At 58.0% G+C, this 19,627-nt stretch carries 13 protein-coding genes; 11 read left to right on the forward strand and 2 right to left on the reverse strand.

The window, feature by feature from the left end:
- Positions 1-188 precede the first annotated feature (188 nt).
- The 8 genes from GOV80_RS07035 (at position 189) to lpdA (ending at position 12,900) form a co-directional block, all read left to right on the forward strand.
- Entirely contained in the window at positions 189-1,238 is a 1,050-nt protein-coding gene (locus GOV80_RS07035) for a TRAP transporter substrate-binding protein (RefSeq protein ID WP_170783489.1), read from the forward strand.
- Between the two features lie 116 nt (positions 1,239-1,354).
- The gene (locus GOV80_RS07040) at positions 1,355-3,418 is read left to right on the forward strand and encodes a TRAP transporter large permease subunit (RefSeq protein WP_170783491.1); all 2,064 of its coding nucleotides are present in this window, start codon (positions 1,355-1,357) and stop codon (positions 3,416-3,418) included.
- Between the two features lie 14 nt (positions 3,419-3,432).
- Positions 3,433-4,620 (forward strand): alpha-hydroxy acid oxidase, encoded by a 1,188-nt coding sequence (locus tag GOV80_RS07045; RefSeq protein ID WP_170783493.1) that lies wholly within the window; start codon positions 3,433-3,435, stop codon positions 4,618-4,620.
- Positions 4,617-6,308, forward strand: coding sequence for a D-lactate dehydrogenase (dld, locus tag GOV80_RS07050; RefSeq protein ID WP_170783495.1), 1,692 nt, complete (start codon positions 4,617-4,619; stop codon positions 6,306-6,308). Before GOV80_RS07045 ends, dld begins: the two co-directional genes overlap by 4 nt.
- Before the next feature lie 161 nt (positions 6,309-6,469).
- Complete coding sequence (gene phbB / locus GOV80_RS07055; protein WP_170772146.1) at positions 6,470-7,192, forward strand: acetoacetyl-CoA reductase; 723 nt, start codon at positions 6,470-6,472, stop codon at positions 7,190-7,192.
- Positions 7,193-7,225: 33 nt separating this feature from the next.
- Positions 7,226-9,880, forward strand: coding sequence for a pyruvate dehydrogenase (acetyl-transferring), homodimeric type (gene aceE, locus GOV80_RS07060; RefSeq protein ID WP_170783497.1), 2,655 nt, complete (start codon positions 7,226-7,228; stop codon positions 9,878-9,880).
- A gap of 27 nt (positions 9,881-9,907) precedes the next feature.
- The gene (aceF, locus tag GOV80_RS07065; RefSeq protein ID WP_170783499.1) at positions 9,908-11,158 is read left to right on the forward strand and encodes a dihydrolipoyllysine-residue acetyltransferase; all 1,251 of its coding nucleotides are present in this window, start codon (positions 9,908-9,910) and stop codon (positions 11,156-11,158) included.
- An 11-nt stretch (positions 11,159-11,169) separates the two neighbouring features.
- Positions 11,170-12,900 (forward strand): dihydrolipoyl dehydrogenase, encoded by a 1,731-nt coding sequence (gene lpdA / locus GOV80_RS07070; RefSeq protein ID WP_170783501.1) that lies wholly within the window; start codon positions 11,170-11,172, stop codon positions 12,898-12,900.
- Between the two features lie 42 nt (positions 12,901-12,942).
- Here lpdA and GOV80_RS07075 read toward each other — a convergent pair whose 3' ends face one another.
- Positions 12,943-13,674: a CocE/NonD family hydrolase gene (locus GOV80_RS07075; protein WP_170783503.1), complete on the reverse strand. Its 732-nt coding sequence runs from the start codon at positions 13,672-13,674 to the stop codon at positions 12,943-12,945.
- Positions 13,675-13,749: 75 nt separating this feature from the next.
- Positions 13,750-14,445 (reverse strand): hypothetical protein, encoded by a 696-nt coding sequence (locus GOV80_RS07080; RefSeq protein ID WP_170783505.1) that lies wholly within the window; start codon positions 14,443-14,445, stop codon positions 13,750-13,752.
- Positions 14,446-14,658: 213 nt separating this feature from the next.
- On the opposite strand from GOV80_RS07080, the gene GOV80_RS07085 reads away from it, so the two are divergent.
- From GOV80_RS07085 to GOV80_RS07095, 3 genes are all read left to right on the forward strand, one after another.
- A complete protein-coding gene (locus GOV80_RS07085; RefSeq protein ID WP_170783507.1) occupies positions 14,659-16,749 on the forward strand; it encodes a tetratricopeptide repeat-containing sulfotransferase family protein in 2,091 nt (696 codons plus the stop codon).
- Between the two features lie 193 nt (positions 16,750-16,942).
- On the forward strand, positions 16,943-17,440 hold the full coding sequence (gene aroQ / locus GOV80_RS07090) for a gamma subclass chorismate mutase AroQ (RefSeq protein ID WP_170783509.1): 498 nt from the start codon (positions 16,943-16,945) through the stop codon (positions 17,438-17,440).
- A gap of 514 nt (positions 17,441-17,954) precedes the next feature.
- Entirely contained in the window at positions 17,955-19,616 is a 1,662-nt protein-coding gene (locus tag GOV80_RS07095; protein ID WP_170783512.1) for a TadE/TadG family type IV pilus assembly protein, read from the forward strand.
- Positions 19,617-19,627: the final 11 nt, after the last annotated feature.

Here is a 19,627-nt window from a genome sequence, read left to right on the forward strand (position 1 = left end):
GGGTGCTCTTGCACTCTTTCCAGTTGCGAAAAATTTCAAACCGATGGGCAGTTGCGTGACCAAGCCAGTGGTAAATAAAGTTGTTGACTGATTGATATGGTAAACTTTATTGACCACTCAAGGCGCCAGACAACCTTGCGTCACAGATTGATTGGACGTTGCGTCCGAAACATCCCGGAGGAGAATTCATGAAAAAGACCCTGACGAGCCTTGCGGTTGCTGCCAGCCTGATGGCTGCACCCGCGCTTGCCGCTGATAAGTTGCTGTTGAAAACCCCGATCGCATTCTCGACCGAATTGCCCGGTCTGGGCTCGCCTATTCCGCGCGTGGCCGAACAGCTTGAGCTGATGTCGGGCGGCACGTTGAAGATGAAGGTCTATGAACCCGGCAAACTGGTCCCGCCGTTTGAAATTCTGGACGCGGTGTCGACTGGCAAGATCAACTCGGGCTACACAACCGCCGGCTACTGGGCGGGTAAAATCCCGGCTGCACCGCTGTTCTCGGCGGTACCTTTCGGCCCCGAAGCCGGCGAATACATGGCGTGGCTCTACTATGGCAACGGTATGTCGCTGTATCAGGAAATGTATGACCAGGCGGGCTATAACGTCCATGTCATCCCCTGCGCAGTTATCGCGCCTGAAACATCAGGCTGGTTTGCATCCGAGATCAACAGCCCCGAAGACCTGAACGGCCTGAAGATGCGCTTCTTTGGTCTGGGCGGCAAAGTCATGCAGAAACTGGGCGTTGCCACTTCGCTGCTGCCCGGTGGTGAGATCTTCCCGGCGCTGGAAAAAGGCGCGATTGACGCGACCGAATTCTCGATGCCTGCAATTGACGCCCGTCTGGGCTTCCACAAGCTGGTCAAGTACAACTACTTCCCCGGCTGGCACCAGCAGGCGACTGTGTTTGAGCTGATGATCAACAAAGACGTTTGGAACGAAGCCAGCGATCAGCACAAGGCGATCATCGAAAATGCCTGTAAGGCCTCGATGACCGACAGCTTTGCTGAAGGTGAGGCGATTCAGCACGCCGCACTGATCGACAACGTTGAAAACAACGGTGTCACCATCAAGCAGTGGTCGCCCGAGATGCTGGATACCTTCCGCGCCACCTGGGAAGAGGTTGCCGCTGAAGAGGCTGCGAACGACGCCTTCTTTGCCAAGGTCATGGATGACATGACCCAGTTCCGCGAAGGCTATGACCTGTGGAAAACCAACGCGTTCCTCCCCCGTCAGTAAGCTAAATTGCTGATGCTGCCGGGGCGGCGCCTTCGTCTGCCGCCCTGGTTCTCTCAGGATTTGTACCTGCAATCCCTTGACCGCGGCTAAGCCGGTCAACCGAGCGAGGATTACCCATGGCCACGCCTAAAGACCTCAATGATCCGGTCGAAGCCTATGAAGGCCTCCTGGAGCACCCCGATACAGACCGCCAGAAAATTGCCGTTGCCATCGACTCGAGCGTAAAGGCTGTTGGGCATGTCGTGATGTGGGCGAATGTGCTGCTGATGGCAGCGATCTTTTCACAGGTTTCGCTGCGCTACCTTTTCAGCCAGAACTATCCCAAGCTGGATGAGATCCAGTGGCATTTCTACGGCATCGTCACGATGATCGGCATTTCCTATGCCCTGATCACCGACAGCCATGTGCGTGTGGACGTGCTGCATATGCAGCTTTCCCGACGCGCCCAGCGAGTAATCGAAGTCATCGGCATCCTGACCCTGCTGACCCCGTTCATCTATCTGATGATCGACCAGGGGTTTGACTATTTCTACGAAAGCTTCCGCGTCAACGAACGCTCTGACAGCCCGACTGGCTTGCCGGCACGGTGGGCGTTCAAGGCCGTCATTCCGATCAGCTTCGTGCTGCTGGCGCTGGCCGCCCTCGCTCGGCTGATCCATGACGGCCACGCGCTGATCTACGGCCCCGAAAGCGAACGTGAGGGCGCTTCCCTGCGCCGCATTCTGCTGGTACTGGCCGTCTTTGCCGCCGTCTGCGTTGGCCTGACCTTCCTGGTGGAGACCACCGAAGAAAAGCTGGTCATCGCCATGTTCCTGACCTTCATCGCGCTGCTCTTCACCGGCTATCCGGTTGCATGGGTGCTGGCGGGTGTCGGTGTCGCTTATTGCGGGCTGGCTTATTTGTTCGACAACGACCTGATGCTGTGGACGGGGCTGGAAAGCACCTTTACCGGGCTGGATTATCTGACGCTGGGTGCGGTGGTGAACCGGGTCTACGCGACCATGTCCAATGCGGTTCTGGTCGCCTTGCCGATGTTTATCTTCATGGGTCTGATGCTGGACGAATCCGGCGTGGCCGAGCGCCTGATGTCTTCGATGCAGCGCCTCTTTGGCACAGTGCGCGGAGGTTTGGCGATCACCGTGACCCTGATCGGGATCATCCTTGCGGCTTCAACCGGGATCATTGGTGCGTCTGTCGTGTTGCTGGGCGTGCTCTCGCTGCCCTCAATGATGCAGCAGAAATATCAACCTACGCTGGCGGCGGGCGTCGTTTCCGCGTCGGGCACGCTGGGTATTCTAATCCCGCCCTCGATCATGCTGGTCATTATGGCCGACCAGATGGCCCTGTCGGTGGGTGATTTGTTCATGGCCGCCGTCTTCCCCGGAGTGATCATTGGTGGCCTCTACCTGACTTACATCTTCATCTTGGCGCTGGTGAAACGCGACGCGGCCCCTGTCCCCGAGGGCGCTACGGCCCCCGATTGGGCAGCCGTCAAAGACGTGTTGATCGCTGTCATCCCGACGCTGCTGCTGATCCTCGCGGTGTTGGGTTCGATCTTTGCAGGCCTGACCACGCCAACCGAGGCCTCAGGCATCGGTGCATTGGGTGCGACCCTGCTGGCCTTGGGCTATCGCAAGCTGAACTTCCAAAAGCTGTGGAACGTGCTGGTGTCGACCTTCAACACCACCGCCTATATCTTTGCGATCTTCCTGGGCGCGACCGTGTTCTCTTATGTGCTGCGCGAACTCGGCGGCGATGAGTTGATCGAACATGTGGTGCAATCCACCGGGTTCGGTGCAAGTGGCACGGTGCTGTTCATCCTGTTCATCGTTTTCCTGCTGGGCTTTGTACTGGACTGGATCGAAATCACCCTGATCGTCCTGCCCCTGATGCGCCCGATCGTGAATGGGCTGGGCATCGACATCCCCGGCTTTGGCGTCTTGGACGAACCCGCGCTGGTCTGGTTCGTGATCCTAGTGGCAGTCACGTTGCAAACCAGCTTCCTGACACCTCCGGTTGGCTTTGCCTTGTTCTATCTCAAGGGCGTTTGCCCGCCAGAGATTAAACTGACCGACATCTACAAGGGCATCATCCCGTTTGTCCTGCTGCAACTGACCGGGCTGGCGTTGGTCTTCTTGTGGCCCACATTGGCCACCTGGCTGCCATCCGTCGCGTATTGATAGGAGGAAGAGACATGCGTCTGACCGATTGCCATAACTTCCACGATTTCCGCCAACTGGCCAAGCGCCGCCTGCCGGGACCGATCTTCAACTATATCGACGGTGGCGCGGATGATGAGGTGACGTATCGCGAGAACACCAACGCCTTTGATCGCTGCGATCTGCTGCCATCGGTGTTGCGCGGGGTGAAGGACGTGGACATGTCCGTCACCGTCATGGGGCAAAAGCTGGACATGCCGATCTATTGCTCGCCCACCGCACTGCAGCGCCTGTTCCACCATCAGGGCGAGCGCGCCGTGGCGGCGGCGGCCGAGAAATACGGGACCATGTTCGGCGTATCCTCGCTGGGCACCGTTTCGCTGGAGGAACTACGCCAGAAACACAAAAACCCGCAAGTCTACCAGTTCTATTTCCACAAAGACCGGGGCCTGAACTCGGCCATGATGCAGCGCGCCAAAGAGGCGGGTGTCGAGGTGATGATGTTGACCGTAGACAGCATCACCGGCGGCAATCGCGAACGTGACCTGCGCACGGGGTTCTCGATCCCGTTCCGGCTGACGCTGGGCGGCATGATCCAGTTTGCGATCAAACCGATGTGGGGCATCAACTATGTCACGCACGAGAAATTCCGCCTGCCGCAACTGGATGAACACGTGGACATGAGCGGCGGGGCTAGTTCCATCGGCGGCTATTTCACCGAAATGCTGGACCCGTCGATGAACTGGGACGATGTGGCCCAGATGGTGCGCGAATGGGACGGTCAGTTCTGCCTTAAGGGGATCATGACCGTCGAGGACGCCCGCCGCGCGGCCGAGATCGGCTGCACCGGGATCATCCTGTCGAACCATGGCGGTCGCCAGTTGGACGGCTCGCGCACACCTTTCGACCAACTGGCCGAGATCGTGGACGCGGTGGGTGACAAGCTGGACGTGATGATGGATAGCGGCATTCAGCGCGGCACGCATGTGCTGAAGGCACTATCGTTGGGGGCCAAAGCGGTTGGTGTCGGACGGCACTATCTGTATCCGCTGGCCGCTGCCGGTCAGCCCGGTGTCGAACGCGCGTTGAGGCTGATGCGGGCCGAGATCGAGCGCGACATGAAGCTGATGGGCGTCACCCGGGTTGACCAACTGTCCCGCAGCAACCTGCGGTTCCGCGATCCGATGACGGTTCAGGGCGAGGTACATCGGACCGCGGCATGACCAACAACACCCTCATATCCGACTTCCGCGCCATCGTCGGGTCACGCCATGTGCTGACCGGCGCCCGCGCCACCGAGCGGTTCCGCCGTGGGTTCAGGTCGGGCGAGGGCGAGGCGCTGTGCGTCGTACAACCCGGCACCCTGCTTGAGCAGTGGAAAGTTCTTCAAGCCTGCGTTGCCGCCGACAAGATCGTCATCATGCAGGCCGCCAATACCGGCCTGACAGAAGGGTCCACACCCTCGGGCCGCTATGACCGCGATGTGGTTCTGATCAACACCCGCCGCATGGACACTCTGGTACCGTTGAACGGCGGTGAACAGGTTGTCAGCTTTCCCGGTGCCACACTCTTTGCCTTGGAAAAGTTGCTGGACCCAATGGGGCGTGAGCCGCACTCGGTGATCGGATCCTCGTGCATCGGGGCGTCGATTGTGGGTGGGGTCTGCAACAACTCGGGCGGCTCATTGGTTGAACGCGGGCCGGTTTACACCGAGCTGTCGGTCTATGCCCGCATCACCGAAGACGGCACGTTAGAGCTGGTCAACCACCTGGGCATTGACCTGGGTGAGACACCGGAACAGATACTGTCAAATCTCGATGCTGGTCAGTTCGAGCGCAATCCGGGGGCCACGAATAAACGCGCCTCGGCCAGTGATTATGCGCAGATCGTGCGCGACGTGGATGCCGAAACGCCCGCACGATACAATGCGGATAAGGCGAAGCTGTTTGAATCTGCGGGTTCAGCCGGAAAAATGGCTGTGTTTGCCGTGCGTCTGGACACTTTCGCCAAGAACGAGGCCGAACAGGTTTTTTATATCGGAACCAACTCCCCAGACGATCTGGCCGAGTTGCGCCGGCATATCCTGTCGCAATTCGCGTCCCTGCCAGTCTCGGCCGAGTACATGCAGCGCGACGTGTTCGACATCACTAAGGCCTACGGTAAGGACACGGTGTGGATGATCGACAAGTTGGGCACAGATCGCTTGCCGATGTTCTTTGCGCTGAAGGGCGCAGTGGATGCACGTTTACGGCGCATTCCTTTTCTGCGCAATTTCACCGACCGGTTCATGCAGGCCGCAGTCAGCCTCCTGCCGCAGGTCCTGCCCAAGAGGATGATCGAATACCGAGAGGCCTATGAACATCATCTGATCCTGAAGATGAAGGACGATGGCATCGAGGCGATCCGCAATTGGTTGCCCGGCTTCTTCGAAGGGCGCGATGCAGGTTTCTTCGAATGCACCCCCCGCGAAGCCAAGATCGCGGGTCTGCACCGGTTTGCAGCCGCTGGTGCTGCGGTGCGCTACATGGCGATTCACGCAGATGAGGTCGAGGACATCATCGCGCTGGACGTAGCCCTACGCCGCAATGATCGTGATTGGCTTGAGGTTTTGCCGCCCGAGATCAGCGATCAGATTGTTCACAAACTCTACTATGGCCACTTCATGTGTCACGTGATGCACCAGGACTATGTGGTGCGCAAAGGGGCGGATCCCAAAGCACTGAAGGCTGCGATGCTGAAGCTGTTCGACGCACGTGGTGCTGAATATCCGGCGGAACATAATGTCGGACATCTCTATAAGGCCAAACCCGACCTTGCGGCGCATTACACGTGTTGCGATCCGACAAACTCTTTCAATCCGGGGATCGGCAAGATGTCAAAATCCCGCAACTATGACGAAGGGATCAAGTAAATCGCCCAAGGCTATGCGTGGCGTTTTTCAGATAGTTTAACGTTAAACTTTTCCTGAGACGCATAGCTGGTATTCCGCTCAGGCCTATCCGTACGCTGAAAATTACGCTACGTAACAAAGTGAGTTAGGTCAAAGTTTCTGACTAATTGGAGGAATTGAAAATGACACGTACTGCACTTGTAACCGGTGGTAGCCGGGGTATCGGCGAAGCGATTTCCAGAAAGTTGAAGGCTGAAGGATATAATGTAGCCGCGACTTATGCGGGGAATGATGAAAAGGCCGCCGCCTTCACCGCCGAGACAGGTATCAAGACTTACAAGTGGAATGTTGCCGATTACGAAGCCTCGGCCGCAGGTATCGCGCAAGTCGAAGCGGACCTCGGACCCATTGACGTTGTCGTGGCCAATGCAGGCATCACTCGCGACGCACCATTCCACAAGATGACCCCGGACCAGTGGAAAGACGTGATCGACACCAACTTGACCGGTGTGTTCAACACCGTTCATCCAATCTGGCCCGGTATGCGCGAGCGCAAGTTTGGCCGTATCATCGTCATCAGTTCGATCAACGGTCAGAAAGGTCAGTTCGCGCAAGTGAACTATGCCGCAACCAAGGCGGGCGATCTGGGTATCGTCAAATCTCTGGCGCAAGAGGGCGCGCGGGCTGGCATCACCGCCAACGCGATCTGCCCCGGATATATCGCAACCGAGATGGTCATGGCCGTACCCGAGAAGGTGCGCGAGTCGATCATTGCACAAATCCCAGCGGGACGGCTGGGCGAGCCCGAGGAGATCGCCCGTTGCGTGGCCTTCCTTGCCTCGGATGACAGTCAGTTCATCAACGGCTCGACCATCTCTGCCAACGGCGCGCAGTTCTTCGTCTGACGCGCGGACACACACAAGAAAGGACCCTGCCACATGAAAGACCTTGAACCCGACATCGACCCAATCGAGTCTCAGGAGTGGCAGGACGCCATCGAAGACGTCATCGAACGGGATGGCGCCAATCGCGCGCATTTCCTGCTGGACAAAGCGGTGCAAAAGGCGCGCGCTGCTGGGGCGACCCTGCCGTTTTCGGCAACGACGCCCTATCAGAACACCATTCCTGTCGATGATCAGTATGCCTTTCCCGGCGATCAGGACATGGAATGGCGCATTCGCACGATCAACCGCTGGAACGCGATGGCGACCGTTGTGCGGCGTAATAAGGTCAGCAGCGAATACGGTGGGCACATCGCCTCATTCGCCTCGTCGGCGGTCATGTATGACATCGGTTTGAACCATTTCTGGCGGTCGAAATCGGCGATTCATGGCGGCGATCTGGTGTTCTTTCAGGGCCACGTGATCCCTGGCATCTATGCCCGGTCCTTCATGGAAGGTCGCATCAGCGAAGAGCAGTTGGAAAACTTCCGCTCGGAAGTCAGCGGAGGAGGTCTGTCCAGCTATCCGCACCCGTGGCTGATGCCCGATTACTGGCAGTTCCCAACCGTTTCGATGGGTCTGGGCCCGTTAATGGCGATCTATCAGGCGCGGTTCATGAAATACATGCACAACCGGGGCCATATCGACATGGCCGACCGCAAAGTGTGGTGTTTCCTAGGTGATGGTGAAATGGACGAACCCGAAAGCCGGGGCGCTATTGACCTTGCCGTGCGCGAAGGTCTGGACAACCTGATCTTTGTTATCAACTGCAATCTGCAACGCTTGGACGGCCCTGTGCGCGGCAACGGAAAGATCGTGCAAGAGCTTGAGGGCGACTTCCGCGGCGCAGGCTGGAACGTGATCAAGCTGCTCTGGGGTAAAGGCTGGGATCAGCTGCTGGAGAAAGACACCACCGGTCGTCTGCGCCAGCTGATGGATGAGACGGTCGATGGAGACTATCAGACCTTCAAATCCAAGGACGGCGCTTATATCCGTGAACATTTCTTTGGCAAGTACCCCGAAACCGCGGCGCTGGTCGAAGACTGGACCGACGATCAGATCTGGGCGCTGCGTCGGGGCGGACACGACCCTGAGAAAGTCTTTACCGCGTTCAAACGCGCAACCGAGAATGAGGGCACGCCAACCTGCCTGTTGGTGAAAACCGTTAAAGGCTATGGCATGGGTTCGGCTGGCGAAGGTCAGAACACCACACACCAGCAAAAGAAACTGGCCGAAGATCAACTGCGCGCCTTCCGCGACCGGTTCCAAATCCCGGTCAGCGACGAAGATTTGCCAAACGCGCCGTTCGTGTCGCTGAACAATGCACAAAAGGCCTATCTCGCGGACCGGCGCAAAGCGCTTGGGGGTGAGTTCCCCAAACGCGACAGCACCGCACCTGCGCTGGATATCCCGGACCTGTCCAAGTTCGAAGCGCAGCTCAAAGGCACGGGTGATCGCGAGATTTCGACCACCATGGCCTTTGTCCGCATCTTGACCACGCTGCTGCGTGACAAAGGGATCGGCAAGAACGTGGTTCCGATCGTGCCGGATGAAAGCCGCACTTTCGGGATGGAGGGGCTGTTCCGTTCCGTGGGCATCTATAATCCAGCGGGTCAGAACTATACCCCCGAAGATGCCGATCAGATGATGTTCTACAAGGAAACGACCAACGGTCAGGTCCTGCAAGAGGGTATCAATGAGGCCGGAGCCATGGCCGACTGGATTGCGGCGGCGACGTCCTATTCCAACCACGGCGTGGCGATGATCCCGTTCTTCATCTACTACTCGATGTTCGGGTTCCAGCGGATTGGCGATCTGGCCTGGGCCGCAGGCGACAGCCGCGCGCGGGGCTTCATGCTGGGCGGCACTGCCGGTCGGACCACGTTGAACGGCGAAGGGTTGCAGCACGAGGATGGGCACAGCCATATCCTTGCGGGCACCATTCCGAACTGCATCACCTATGACCCGACCTTCAGCTATGAGGTCGCGGTGATCATCCAGAACGGCCTGCAACGGATGTATGGCAATCAGGAGGATATCTATTTCTACCTGACCCTGATGAACGAAAACTATGCCCATCCCGATATGCCGATGGGCGCTGAAGAAGGCATCATCAAGGGGCTCTACCGGTTCCAGGAGGTCAAAAAGCCGGGCAAGAAGCACGTCAACCTGATGGGCTCGGGCACCATTCTGGTGCAGGCGATGAAAGCCGCCGAGATGCTGAAGAAAGATTTCGGCGTGACCTCGGATATCTGGTCGGCAACCTCGTTCAACGAACTGGCCCGCGATGGTCAGGACGCGGCGCGCGCGAACCGCCTGGACCCGCTGGCTGAAGAACGTGTGCCTTACGTGACCGAGCAGCTGTCCAAAGCCAAAGGCCCGATCATTGCGGCCACCGACTATATGAAGAACTACGCCGAGCAGATCCGCGCCTTTGTGCCGGGCCGCTACACCGTGCTGGGCACGGATGGCTATGGCCGCTCGGACAGCCGGGTGAACCTGCGCCGGTTCTTCGAGGTCGACGCCAACCACATCGCGGCGGCGGCCATGGTCGATCTGTACCGCGAAGGTGCTGTGACCAAGGCCGAGCTCGAGAAAGCGCTCAAGACATATGAAATTGACGGCGACAAGCCGAACCCCCGGTTGGTTTAAGGCCACGGGGCACGAGGAGACATAGACATGGCAATCGAAGTAACAGTCCCGGATATCGGGGATTTCTCGGACGTTCCCGTCATCAGCATTTTGGTTTCGGTCGGTGACACCATCGCCGCCGAAGACCCGCTGATCGAGTTGGAGAGCGATAAGGCAACGATGGAGGTTCCCTCCCCGGCCGCTGGTGTCGTCAAGGAAATCAAAGTGGCCGAGGGCGACAACGTGTCTGAAGGCGCGCTGATCCTGCTGCTGGAAGGTGAAGGGGCCCCGGCTGCCCCGGCTGAGGCAGCCCCCGCCTCTGCGGCCGCTCCGGCCCCGGCCGCAGCACCTGCTGCCCCGGCACCCGCACCCGTTGTGGATGGTGGGTTCGGCAAGGCCCACGCCTCGCCATCGGTGCGCGCCTTTGCACGCCAGTTGGATATTGACCTGTCCAAGGTCAACGGCTCGGGCCGTAAGGGTCGCATCCTGCGCGAAGACGTCACCAAGTTCCTGAAAACCTCAACCGCGGCGGCCCCGGCTGCTGTCGGTGCGGCGGGCGGCATGGGCATCCCGCCGATCCCCGTTGTCGATTTCTCGAAATTCGGCCCCGTGGAAGATGTGGAAATGCCGCGGATCAAAAAGCTGTCGGGCCCTGCCCTGCACCGGTCCTGGTTGAACATCCCGCATGTGACGCATAATGACGAAGCGGACATCACCGATCTGGACAAGTACCGCAAGGAAATGGATACGATGGCCAAGGAAGAAGGCTATCGCGTTACTCTGCTCAGCTTTGTCGTCAAAGCCTCGGTAAGTGCGTTGAAACAGCATTGGGAGTTCAACTCGTCCATCCATCCCGATGGCGATAAGCTGATCCGCAAATCCTACTACAATATCGGTTTTGCGGCTGACACACCCAACGGGCTGGTGGTTCCGGTCATCAAGGATGCGGACCGCAAGGGGATTGTCGAGATTTCCAAGGACCTGATGGAGCTGTCCGGCAAGGCCCGCGCAGGTGGGCTGAAGTCAAACGACATGCAGGGCGCGACCTTTACGATCTCGTCGCTGGGCGGTATCGGCGGCACGCATTTTACCCCCATCGTCAACGCACCCGAGGTGGCTATCCTGGGCCTGACCCGCTCGAAAATGGCGCCGGTCTGGAATGGCGAGGAATTTGTGCCGCGCCTGATGCAGCCAATGTCGCTCAGCTATGACCACCGGGCCGTCGATGGCGCCTTGGCCGCGCGCTTCTGCGTGACGCTCAAGACGCTGTTGGGCGATATGCGCAAGCTGATGTGGTAAGGAGAGATCAGATGGACGTCAAAGTACCCGATATCGGTGATTTCTCCGATGTGCCCGTGATCAGCATTCTTGTCTCGGTCGGCGACACCGTCGCCGCCGAGGACCCACTGATCGAGCTGGAATCCGACAAGGCCACGATGGAGGTCCCCTCCCCCGCCGCAGGCAAAGTGGTCTCGATTGCCGTGTCCGAAGGCGATAACGTCTCGGAAGGTGCGCTGATCCTGACATTGGAAGCAGCCGATGGGGCCGCGCCCGAAGCTGCTCCGGTAGAGGCACCCGCCGCGCCGCAGGCCGTGGCCGCCACCGGCACGGCGACCGGTCAAGGCGATGTGCATGCCGAGGTAGTTGTGCTGGGCTCTGGCCCCGGTGGTTACACCGCCGCTTTCCGTGCCGCCGATCTGGGCAAAAAGGTGGTCATGATCGAACGCAACCCGACACTGGGCGGCGTCTGCCTGAACGTGGGCTGTATCCCTTCGAAGGCGCTGCTGCACGTGGCCAAGGTTATCACCGAAGCCGAAGAGATGGGCGCACACGGGGTTAGCTTCGGAAAGCCCAAGATCGACCTGGACGAGCTGCGCGCCTTCAAAGACAGCGTTGTTGGCAAGCTGACCGGCGGTCTGGACGGTCTGTCCAAAGGCCGTAAGGTTCAGATTGTGCGCGGCTATGGCCGTTTCTCGGGCCCGAACATGATCGAAGTTGTGGGCGACGATGGCATTACCACTGTATCCTTCGACCAATGCATCATTGCTGCGGGCTCTGAACCGGTTGAATTGCCTTTTATCCCGCATGACGACGACCGCGTGATCGACTCGACCGGGGCGCTGGAACTGGCGGATGTGCCCAAGCGGATGCTGGTTCTGGGCGGCGGTATCATCGGTCTGGAAATGGCCTGTGTCTATGACGCTTTGGGGTCGAACATCACCGTGGTTGAACTGATGGATCAGATCATCCCCGGTGCCGACAAGGATATCGTCAAACCCCTGATGAACCGCATCAAGGGCCGGTATGAGAACATCTTCCTCAAGACCAAAGTGACCGCGATTGAGCCCTTGAAAAAGGGCCTCAAGGTCACGTTCGAGGATGACAAGGGCGAAAGCTTCACCGACACGTTCGACAAGGTTCTGGTCGCCGTGGGTCGCAAACCCAATGGCAAGCTGATCGACGCCGAAAAGGCGGGTGTTGTGGTTGATGAACGTGGCTTCATCGCGGTGGACAACCGGCAGCGCACGGGTGTGCCGCACATTTTCGCCATCGGTGATCTGGTCGGCCAGCCCATGCTGGCACACAAGGCCGTGCACGAAGGTAAGGTCGCCGCCGAAGTGGCCGCCGGTCACAAACGGTTCTTCGACGCCAAGCTGATCCCCTCGGTCGCTTATACCGACCCCGAGGTGGCATGGTGCGGGTTGACCGAGACCGAGGCCAAGGCCAAAGGGATCAAGCTCGAAAAAGGCGTGTTCCCTTGGGCTGCATCCGGCAAATCCCTCTCCAATGGCCGGTCCGAAGGCATCACCAAGCTGCTGTTCAATCCCGAAGATCAGCGCGTCGTAGGGGCATGTATCGTGGGCACCAATGCAGGTGATCTTATCGCCGAAACTGCGCTGGCCATCGAGATGGGTGCAGACGCAGTCGATCTGGGCCACACGATCCACCCGCACCCGACGCTCAGTGAGACGGTGAACTTTGCCGCCGAGATGTTCGAGGGTACGATCACAGATCTGATCCCGCCCAAGAAACGTCACTAAGACCCGGGCAGCGAGGTCAAAAAGAAGTTGAGCGGTATGCGCTCAACTCCCTCCCTTTGCCGGTAGGTGCGTGGCTAGAAAAGCGGTTAGTGCCGCCCAGTATTCGGCCCCATCCGCACTGACGAGAGCCGACGCCCCGTGCCGACCCCGCCCGTCTGGTTGAAACCCGGTGACGGGACCGGCGATTTTGGAGGCGAAGGGCTTCCACTGACCGGCCTCATTCCGGGCCGAGGTCAAAAAGACCGGATCTTTTAAATCACCCAGCCGTTTGGTGACATAGGTCTTGCCACCGAAATACTCACCCGGCGAAAAGGCCATGACAGCATCGGCGAATTTGCGATCCTGCGCGGCGAGGACAAGAACCAAACCCGCGGAATACGAGGACCCGAGAACTCCGACATGACGCGCGCCCGCGTTCTTACGCGCCCAGGCTGACGCAGCCTGCATGTCGGGGATCGCTTCGGTGTATGCCACGTTGCCGCCTGCCTTGGCGGCGGTTTCGTTCTTTACGCCGTTGAACTTGCCACCCGAGCGTTGATCGACGGCCAGCGTTGCATAGCCAATTTCGTTCAGCCGCTTGGCAATATCACCATATTCGCCCCGGCTGGCCCCGGCCATGTGATAAAGGACAAGGACGGTGTCATAGGCGGCACCGGGCTTTTGAAAATCGGCGGTGACAACAACTCCGTCCGCCGCCTTGAACCGAACGGTTTCGGCAAACGCGGCGCTGGTGGCAAGAAAAAGGGCTGCAAACGCAAGAAGCAGTCTGGTCATGGAATTCTCCCAACTCGGTCACGAGAACTCTAACACCCTTGCCCCATGCGCTGCGGTCACGTTTTCAGGATCAGGCTAGTCGACCGCGAAGCAATAGAACAGGCCAGCGCCACCAGACCGGGGCAGATCGCCCTCGCCACACCCGCGCGAGCCGTGGGACGAATTCCACGACACCATGTTGCGCGCATCGTTCAGCCCAACGCGATCATGATGCCCGACAATGGCCGATCCGTCGGGGCTGTTGCTGGTCCAGTTGCTGCATGTGCTGTCTCCACCCGAGGTCGAGAAATGCCCCGCACTGTCCGAGCCGGTCAGAATGTCATGCCGGTTGGGCTTGCTGCCCCGCCCGTTCACCGGATTGCCGTTTTCATCCAGCGCGGTTTGCAGGCTGATATTGACCGCGTCCGAATGCAGGCTGTCGACATCCTGCGCAATCATTTCCCCCTTGGCATTATACCACGGGCCAGTCCCGATCCGGTCCCGCGCCGATATACCGTTGGTGATGGTCATCGGATCGGTGTTGCGGTCGATCACCATGCTTGTGCTCAGATATGCCGCCCATGTCTTGGATGAACCGGCGGCGGCAGCCAATGCGTTGCAATGGGCGTCAGCCCCCTCCAGACCGCCAAGATTGGCACCATCCCCTTTCCCGATGCTGGTGATGAAGAATGACATCTTTTCGGTATCGGTGTCGTCTGCCTGAACGATCCCCGCGATGGCGGTTGATGCGATCACAAGAAGCGGGAGGATGGATTTACGGTCTGGGAACATTGCATTTCACCTTTTCTGTAAATTTCTACCCCATGCTAAAATTGAAACTGCCGTGGGTCTATGCGGTTAATCACACGAAAACGTCATCATCGCCTTTAGCGACCCCATACCCGCCGTAGCTGGCGGATGGACGCATTGTCAGGAATGCTCTACCACCTTTCTCACACCAGCCCGGACCCGAATAACCGGGCACCGTGTCAGAGGAGGAGCATCATGACTGCGCAGGGTCAGCAGATCTCGGTACAGGAGGCCTTTTCGCTGGCCATGGCTCAGTACCAGAAGGGTGCGCTGACACAAGCCGTGCCGCTTTTGTCCAAAATCATCGCTGCCGCCCCCAAACATGCAGACGCGCATCACATATTGGGCCTGATCGCGTTCCAGACCGGACAAACCGATGCGGCCATACAGGCGGTTGAGCGCGCGGTTCAGTTGCGCCCCGACAGCGTTCAATACCTTGCCAACTACACTGAAATTCTGCGCAGCGCAGGGCAATTGGATCAGGCCCGCGCCGCCGGGGAACAGGCAGTCCGTCTGGCGCCGGGGCATGCGGCGGCGCAGTCCAACCTCGGTCTGGTTTATTATGACCTTGAAGACCTTGAGAAAGCCCGAGCCGCACAAGAACGGGCGTTGGCTCTGTCTCCTGATTTGGATAGGGCTGTGAACAATCTGGGCAGCATCGCCCGTGATCAAGGGGACCGCGCCAAGGCAGCCCAGCTTTATCGTCAGGCGCTTCGGCTTCACCCAGCATCGTCCGAGACCGTCAACAACCTGATCTCGGTCCTGATTGAGCTTGAAGATGTCGCCGCCGCCCGCTCTGTGGCAGAAGCACATGCCGAAACTGCGCCGCGCGATGCTGAGCTGCGCCGCAATTTTGGCCGTATCGCGCTGTTGGAATGCAATTTGGATGAGGCCGAGAAAGCCTTTCGCGCCGCCATCTCTTTGGATGGGACAAAGACGGAAAGCTACGTGGGTTTGTCGCAGGTCTTGTTTGAAAAGAACCACCCCAAACTGGCGTTGATCGAGGCTGAACAAGCCTTGAAGCTGGACCCCGAAAGCGCGGTGGCTTGCCATCAAATGGCGTTGGTCCAAGCGCATTTGGGGGACGATAATAGCGCACGTGCGCTTTATGCCAAAGCGCTTGCGATCAAGCCGGACATGACCTCCAGTCGGTTGGCGCTGGGGCATCTGGCGATGGAACAGGGCGATTTCGACGCGGCGCGGGATGCGTTCACCGCCGCCGCCGAAACCTCGGATGATCCGCTAAGCGCGCAAATCGCCTTGGCGCGGCTGAATAAGATCACCGAGGATAGTCCGGTGTTTCAAGCTTTGGAGGCGGCTTTGACAAAGGCCGCCGAGATGTTGCCGCAAAAGGCGGTCTCGTATCGGTTTGCGATGGGGGAATGCTACGAGAAGCTACAACGTTATGACGAGGCCTTCGCGCAATTCGAGGCAGGCGCGCAGTTGAAGCGGTCTTTGATCTCCTACGATGCGGCCGAGACGGACAAGCTGACCGACGATCTGATTGCTACCTTTACAGCCGACCGGATCGCGCAGCTTCGCCGCCATGGCATTTCTAGCGCAAAACCGATTTTCGTGCTGGGAATGCCTCGGTCGGGCACCACGCTGACGGAATCCATTCTGGACGCCCACCCGCTGGTGGCCGGGGCCGGAGAGTTGAATGAAATGCAACAGCTCTTTGGCTCGCTGCCTGACGGGCGCAACAACGTACCGCACGCCCTTAACGGTCTGTCGAGCGCCGATCTGACCCGCCGCGCCGAAGACTACGTGGCCATTCTGTCCCGTTTGGGCGGTGAAGCGCCCCATGTGGTCGACAAGATGCCCGCGAATTTCCAACTGGTGGGCCTGATCCATGCGTTAATGCCCAATGCCCGGATCATTCACGTTACCCGCGACCCGCTGGATATCTGCCTGTCCTGCTACACACGCCTGTTCGAACGCAGCCAGTTGCACAGCTATGACCAAGTCGAGCTGGGGCGTTACTACAACGCCTACACGCGGTTAATGAGGCATTGGCAGGCGGTGTTGCCTCTAGATGCCTTCCATACGATCCGGTATGAGGCGCTGGTGGATGATATCGACAAGGTCGCGCGCGGGCTCATCGACTATTGCGGGTTGGACTGGTCAGAAAGTTGCCTTGAATTCTATACCGGCAAACGCCGGGTCCGCACCGCCAGCGTGCAGCAGGTGCGCCAGCCTCTCTATGCGACGTCGAAAGAGAAGTGGCGCCGGTACGAAAAACACCTGCAACCTTTGATCAAAACGATCTCTGGGAACCGCCCCTGAACGACCCTGAACGACCCTGAACGACCCTGAACGACCCTGTCCGCAACTCTTGTGGTTCGCAACAACGCATTGGGCTAAACAAACTATGAAATAGTCGCAAGTTCCGCGGCACCGACTGCGCCCCAAATAACGATCAGAGTTCATGCTAAAACAATCTATTGGGACTTTTAGCCTTTTTGTCTGCATGCTTTTGGTGACTTCTGCGCAGCCGCGCGCAGATACGGATGCGCTGTTTAATTCCATCAACGACCGTCTGTCATGGATGAAGGGTGTCGCCGCGTGGAAGTATCGAAACGAGGTCGACGTGGAAGACCTCGCGCGTGAAGCGGTGGTTCTGAAAGCCGCTGTGGAAGCTTCCCAACAGGCCGGTCTGGCCGGCCCCAGTGTCCAGATGTTTTTTCGCGCTCAGATCGAAGCAGCAAAGGCTATCCAGCGGTGCTGGCTCAGCCAGTGGCAAAGCGGCGACACTCAAGTACCAAACCCGCTTGATCTTGTGGCAGATATCCGTCCTGAATTGCTGCGGCTAGGTCAGACTATCCTGACCGAATTGGGCAACGAAATTTCTGAAAACGGCAAAATAGACGATGTAGACCACGCAGATTTTGACGTGGCCCTGTCGGTTCCCTGTCTAAGTGATAGTGCCAAATCTGAAATTTTCGACGGGCTCAAACAAGTGACCTTGGCGCAGTGATCTAACCGTCGGCGATCTGCCTGCTATTGGACAAACGATCCAATGCGTACTTCCGGTTTCACGCTTGATACGACTGGCTCAGAGGCAACATTGCTTTGATTCTTGCAAACAATGCAGTCGCCACAGCCCTATCGTCGCCGAAATCCGGAGTAATCAGCTGAATTTCAAAGGTTTGAGAGTCAGGGCACAACAAAACCACCACATCTGCGCTGGTAGTTTGCTTCGTGGCCAAAAGGCTGCGGAGTCTTTTTGGGAAAAGCTTCTCCAATCGCGTGCAACTCGGCGTAACATCATGATTAAAAGGCAATTTTATAAACCTGAGTGTTGACCTGCTACCAAGCGCAAACAAGGTTCCAGCAACCTTGCGTCTACCTCAACGACTATTTCAAATTAACGATTGTGGCCAAATCTTGTCGGAATTTGTTCATTTTGGGTTCATCATTGGTTCATTTTGGTGTAAAGTTCTGTTTGTTTTCGACGTTTCAACGGTTCCAACACTTAATGAGTTGTTCAGATGGGTATGAGTTTTGAGGATTTGAACGAAGGGCAAAACAGAGCACCTTCACACAAGAAACCACACTGCGATCTAATGAATTCCGGTGGCCTGCCTGAGCGGTTTCGGCGCGACACTAGAGGCGGTGTTTTGGTTCTGGTTGCGATAATGTTCATCCCGATGATGGCCTTCATCGGATATGCCTTCGAATTAGCGCTGACCGAGGACACACGGGTTAAGCTGCAAAACACAACCGATGCAGCCAGCCTGGCGGCAGCTGATTTGGAGCAAACGCTCGATCCCGAGGATTTGGTCGAAGATTTTTTCGCCAAGGCAGGTTTGGCAGACAATCTGGATAACGTAACTGTTGTCAGCGGCATTGCGGAGAGAACCGTATCGATCGAAGCCAGTGAACGTCTCCCGGCATACCTGTCCCGTGTTGTCGGCAACGAAGCTTGGGATGTGGCCGTCGCCGGCGCCGCTACGGAATCGCGTCAGGATTTGGAAATTGCCGTGGCGCTGGACAACTCAGGATCAATGTCTTGGGCACCGGGCGCGACGTCCGGCCCAGCGTCAACGCCGTCTCGGATGGATCTTTTGATCCCTGCTGCTCAGGCTTTTGTTGATGCGGTGCAACCCAGACCTGGACAGCCGGGGCGAACAACGATATCGCTCGTACCCTTTGCGACACAGGTTTCGGTTGGCGAAGCCCTGTTGGGCAATTTCTCGGTTACGGCAGAGCACAACCTGTCCCATTGCGTGACGTTCAGCGACGAGGTTGATTATCAGACCACGGCGATTTCAACGACGGATTTGTTGAACCGGACAGCGCATCATGCTCCAAGTACGGGGGCTCGTTCGGTCACCAGTGGTACGGTCGCCTGCCCTACAGATTCGGCGACCCGTGACATTGTACCGTGGTCAGAAGACCCCGAAGTCTTGAAAGCGCGCATCAGAGCAATGCAGCCGGGCGGCTTTACCTCGATTGAAATGGCGACGAAATGGGGGGCCGCTTTGTTGGACCCTACGTTGCGACCGGTTTTGTCATCTCTGTCGACTGAGCCGGGGTTTGAATATCTGTCTGGTCCGGCCGTGCGCGGTGTCCCCGACGAATTCACCAGCGATGAGACAGTCAAGTATCTGATCGTCATGTCGGATGGAGAAAACACGCAGAGCTATGACGTCAAGCCGCCGTTTAGGACCGGTAATTCACCTGTGGTCCAGGTACGTGGAACAAACAGGTTCTATTATTTCCAGAACCGCCCCAGAACCCGCAACGATTTTTTCGAAATATCTACAGCCCGGTGGGTGAGCCGACCGAACGGAACGCTGGTTCAATTGACTTGGCCAGAGGTATGGGCCCAATTCCCGGTATACAGATTTGCCGAGCTTGTTCTCGCCAGAGTTGACAGACGCAGGAGCGCTGTCGGCCATTACAACCGGATTATCGACCAAACGGTAAACACCTCGAAAAATCCGCGCACGTCGGCAATCTGTCAGGCAGCGAAAGATAACGGCATCACTATCTTTACCATTGGTATGGATACCTATGCCCAGGGTGACGCAACTTTGCTGGATTGCGCTTCGTCCCCTGCCTTTTTCTATGACGTAAATAGCTTGGACATCGACTCGGCGTTTCAATCGATTGCGCGTCAAATCAACCGCCTGCGCCTTACGCAGTAGTTGAGTTGGAG

It is taken from the genome of Ruegeria lacuscaerulensis (genome assembly GCF_013034685.1).
Classification (GTDB): Bacteria; Pseudomonadota; Alphaproteobacteria; order Rhodobacterales; family Rhodobacteraceae; genus Ruegeria; species Ruegeria lacuscaerulensis_B.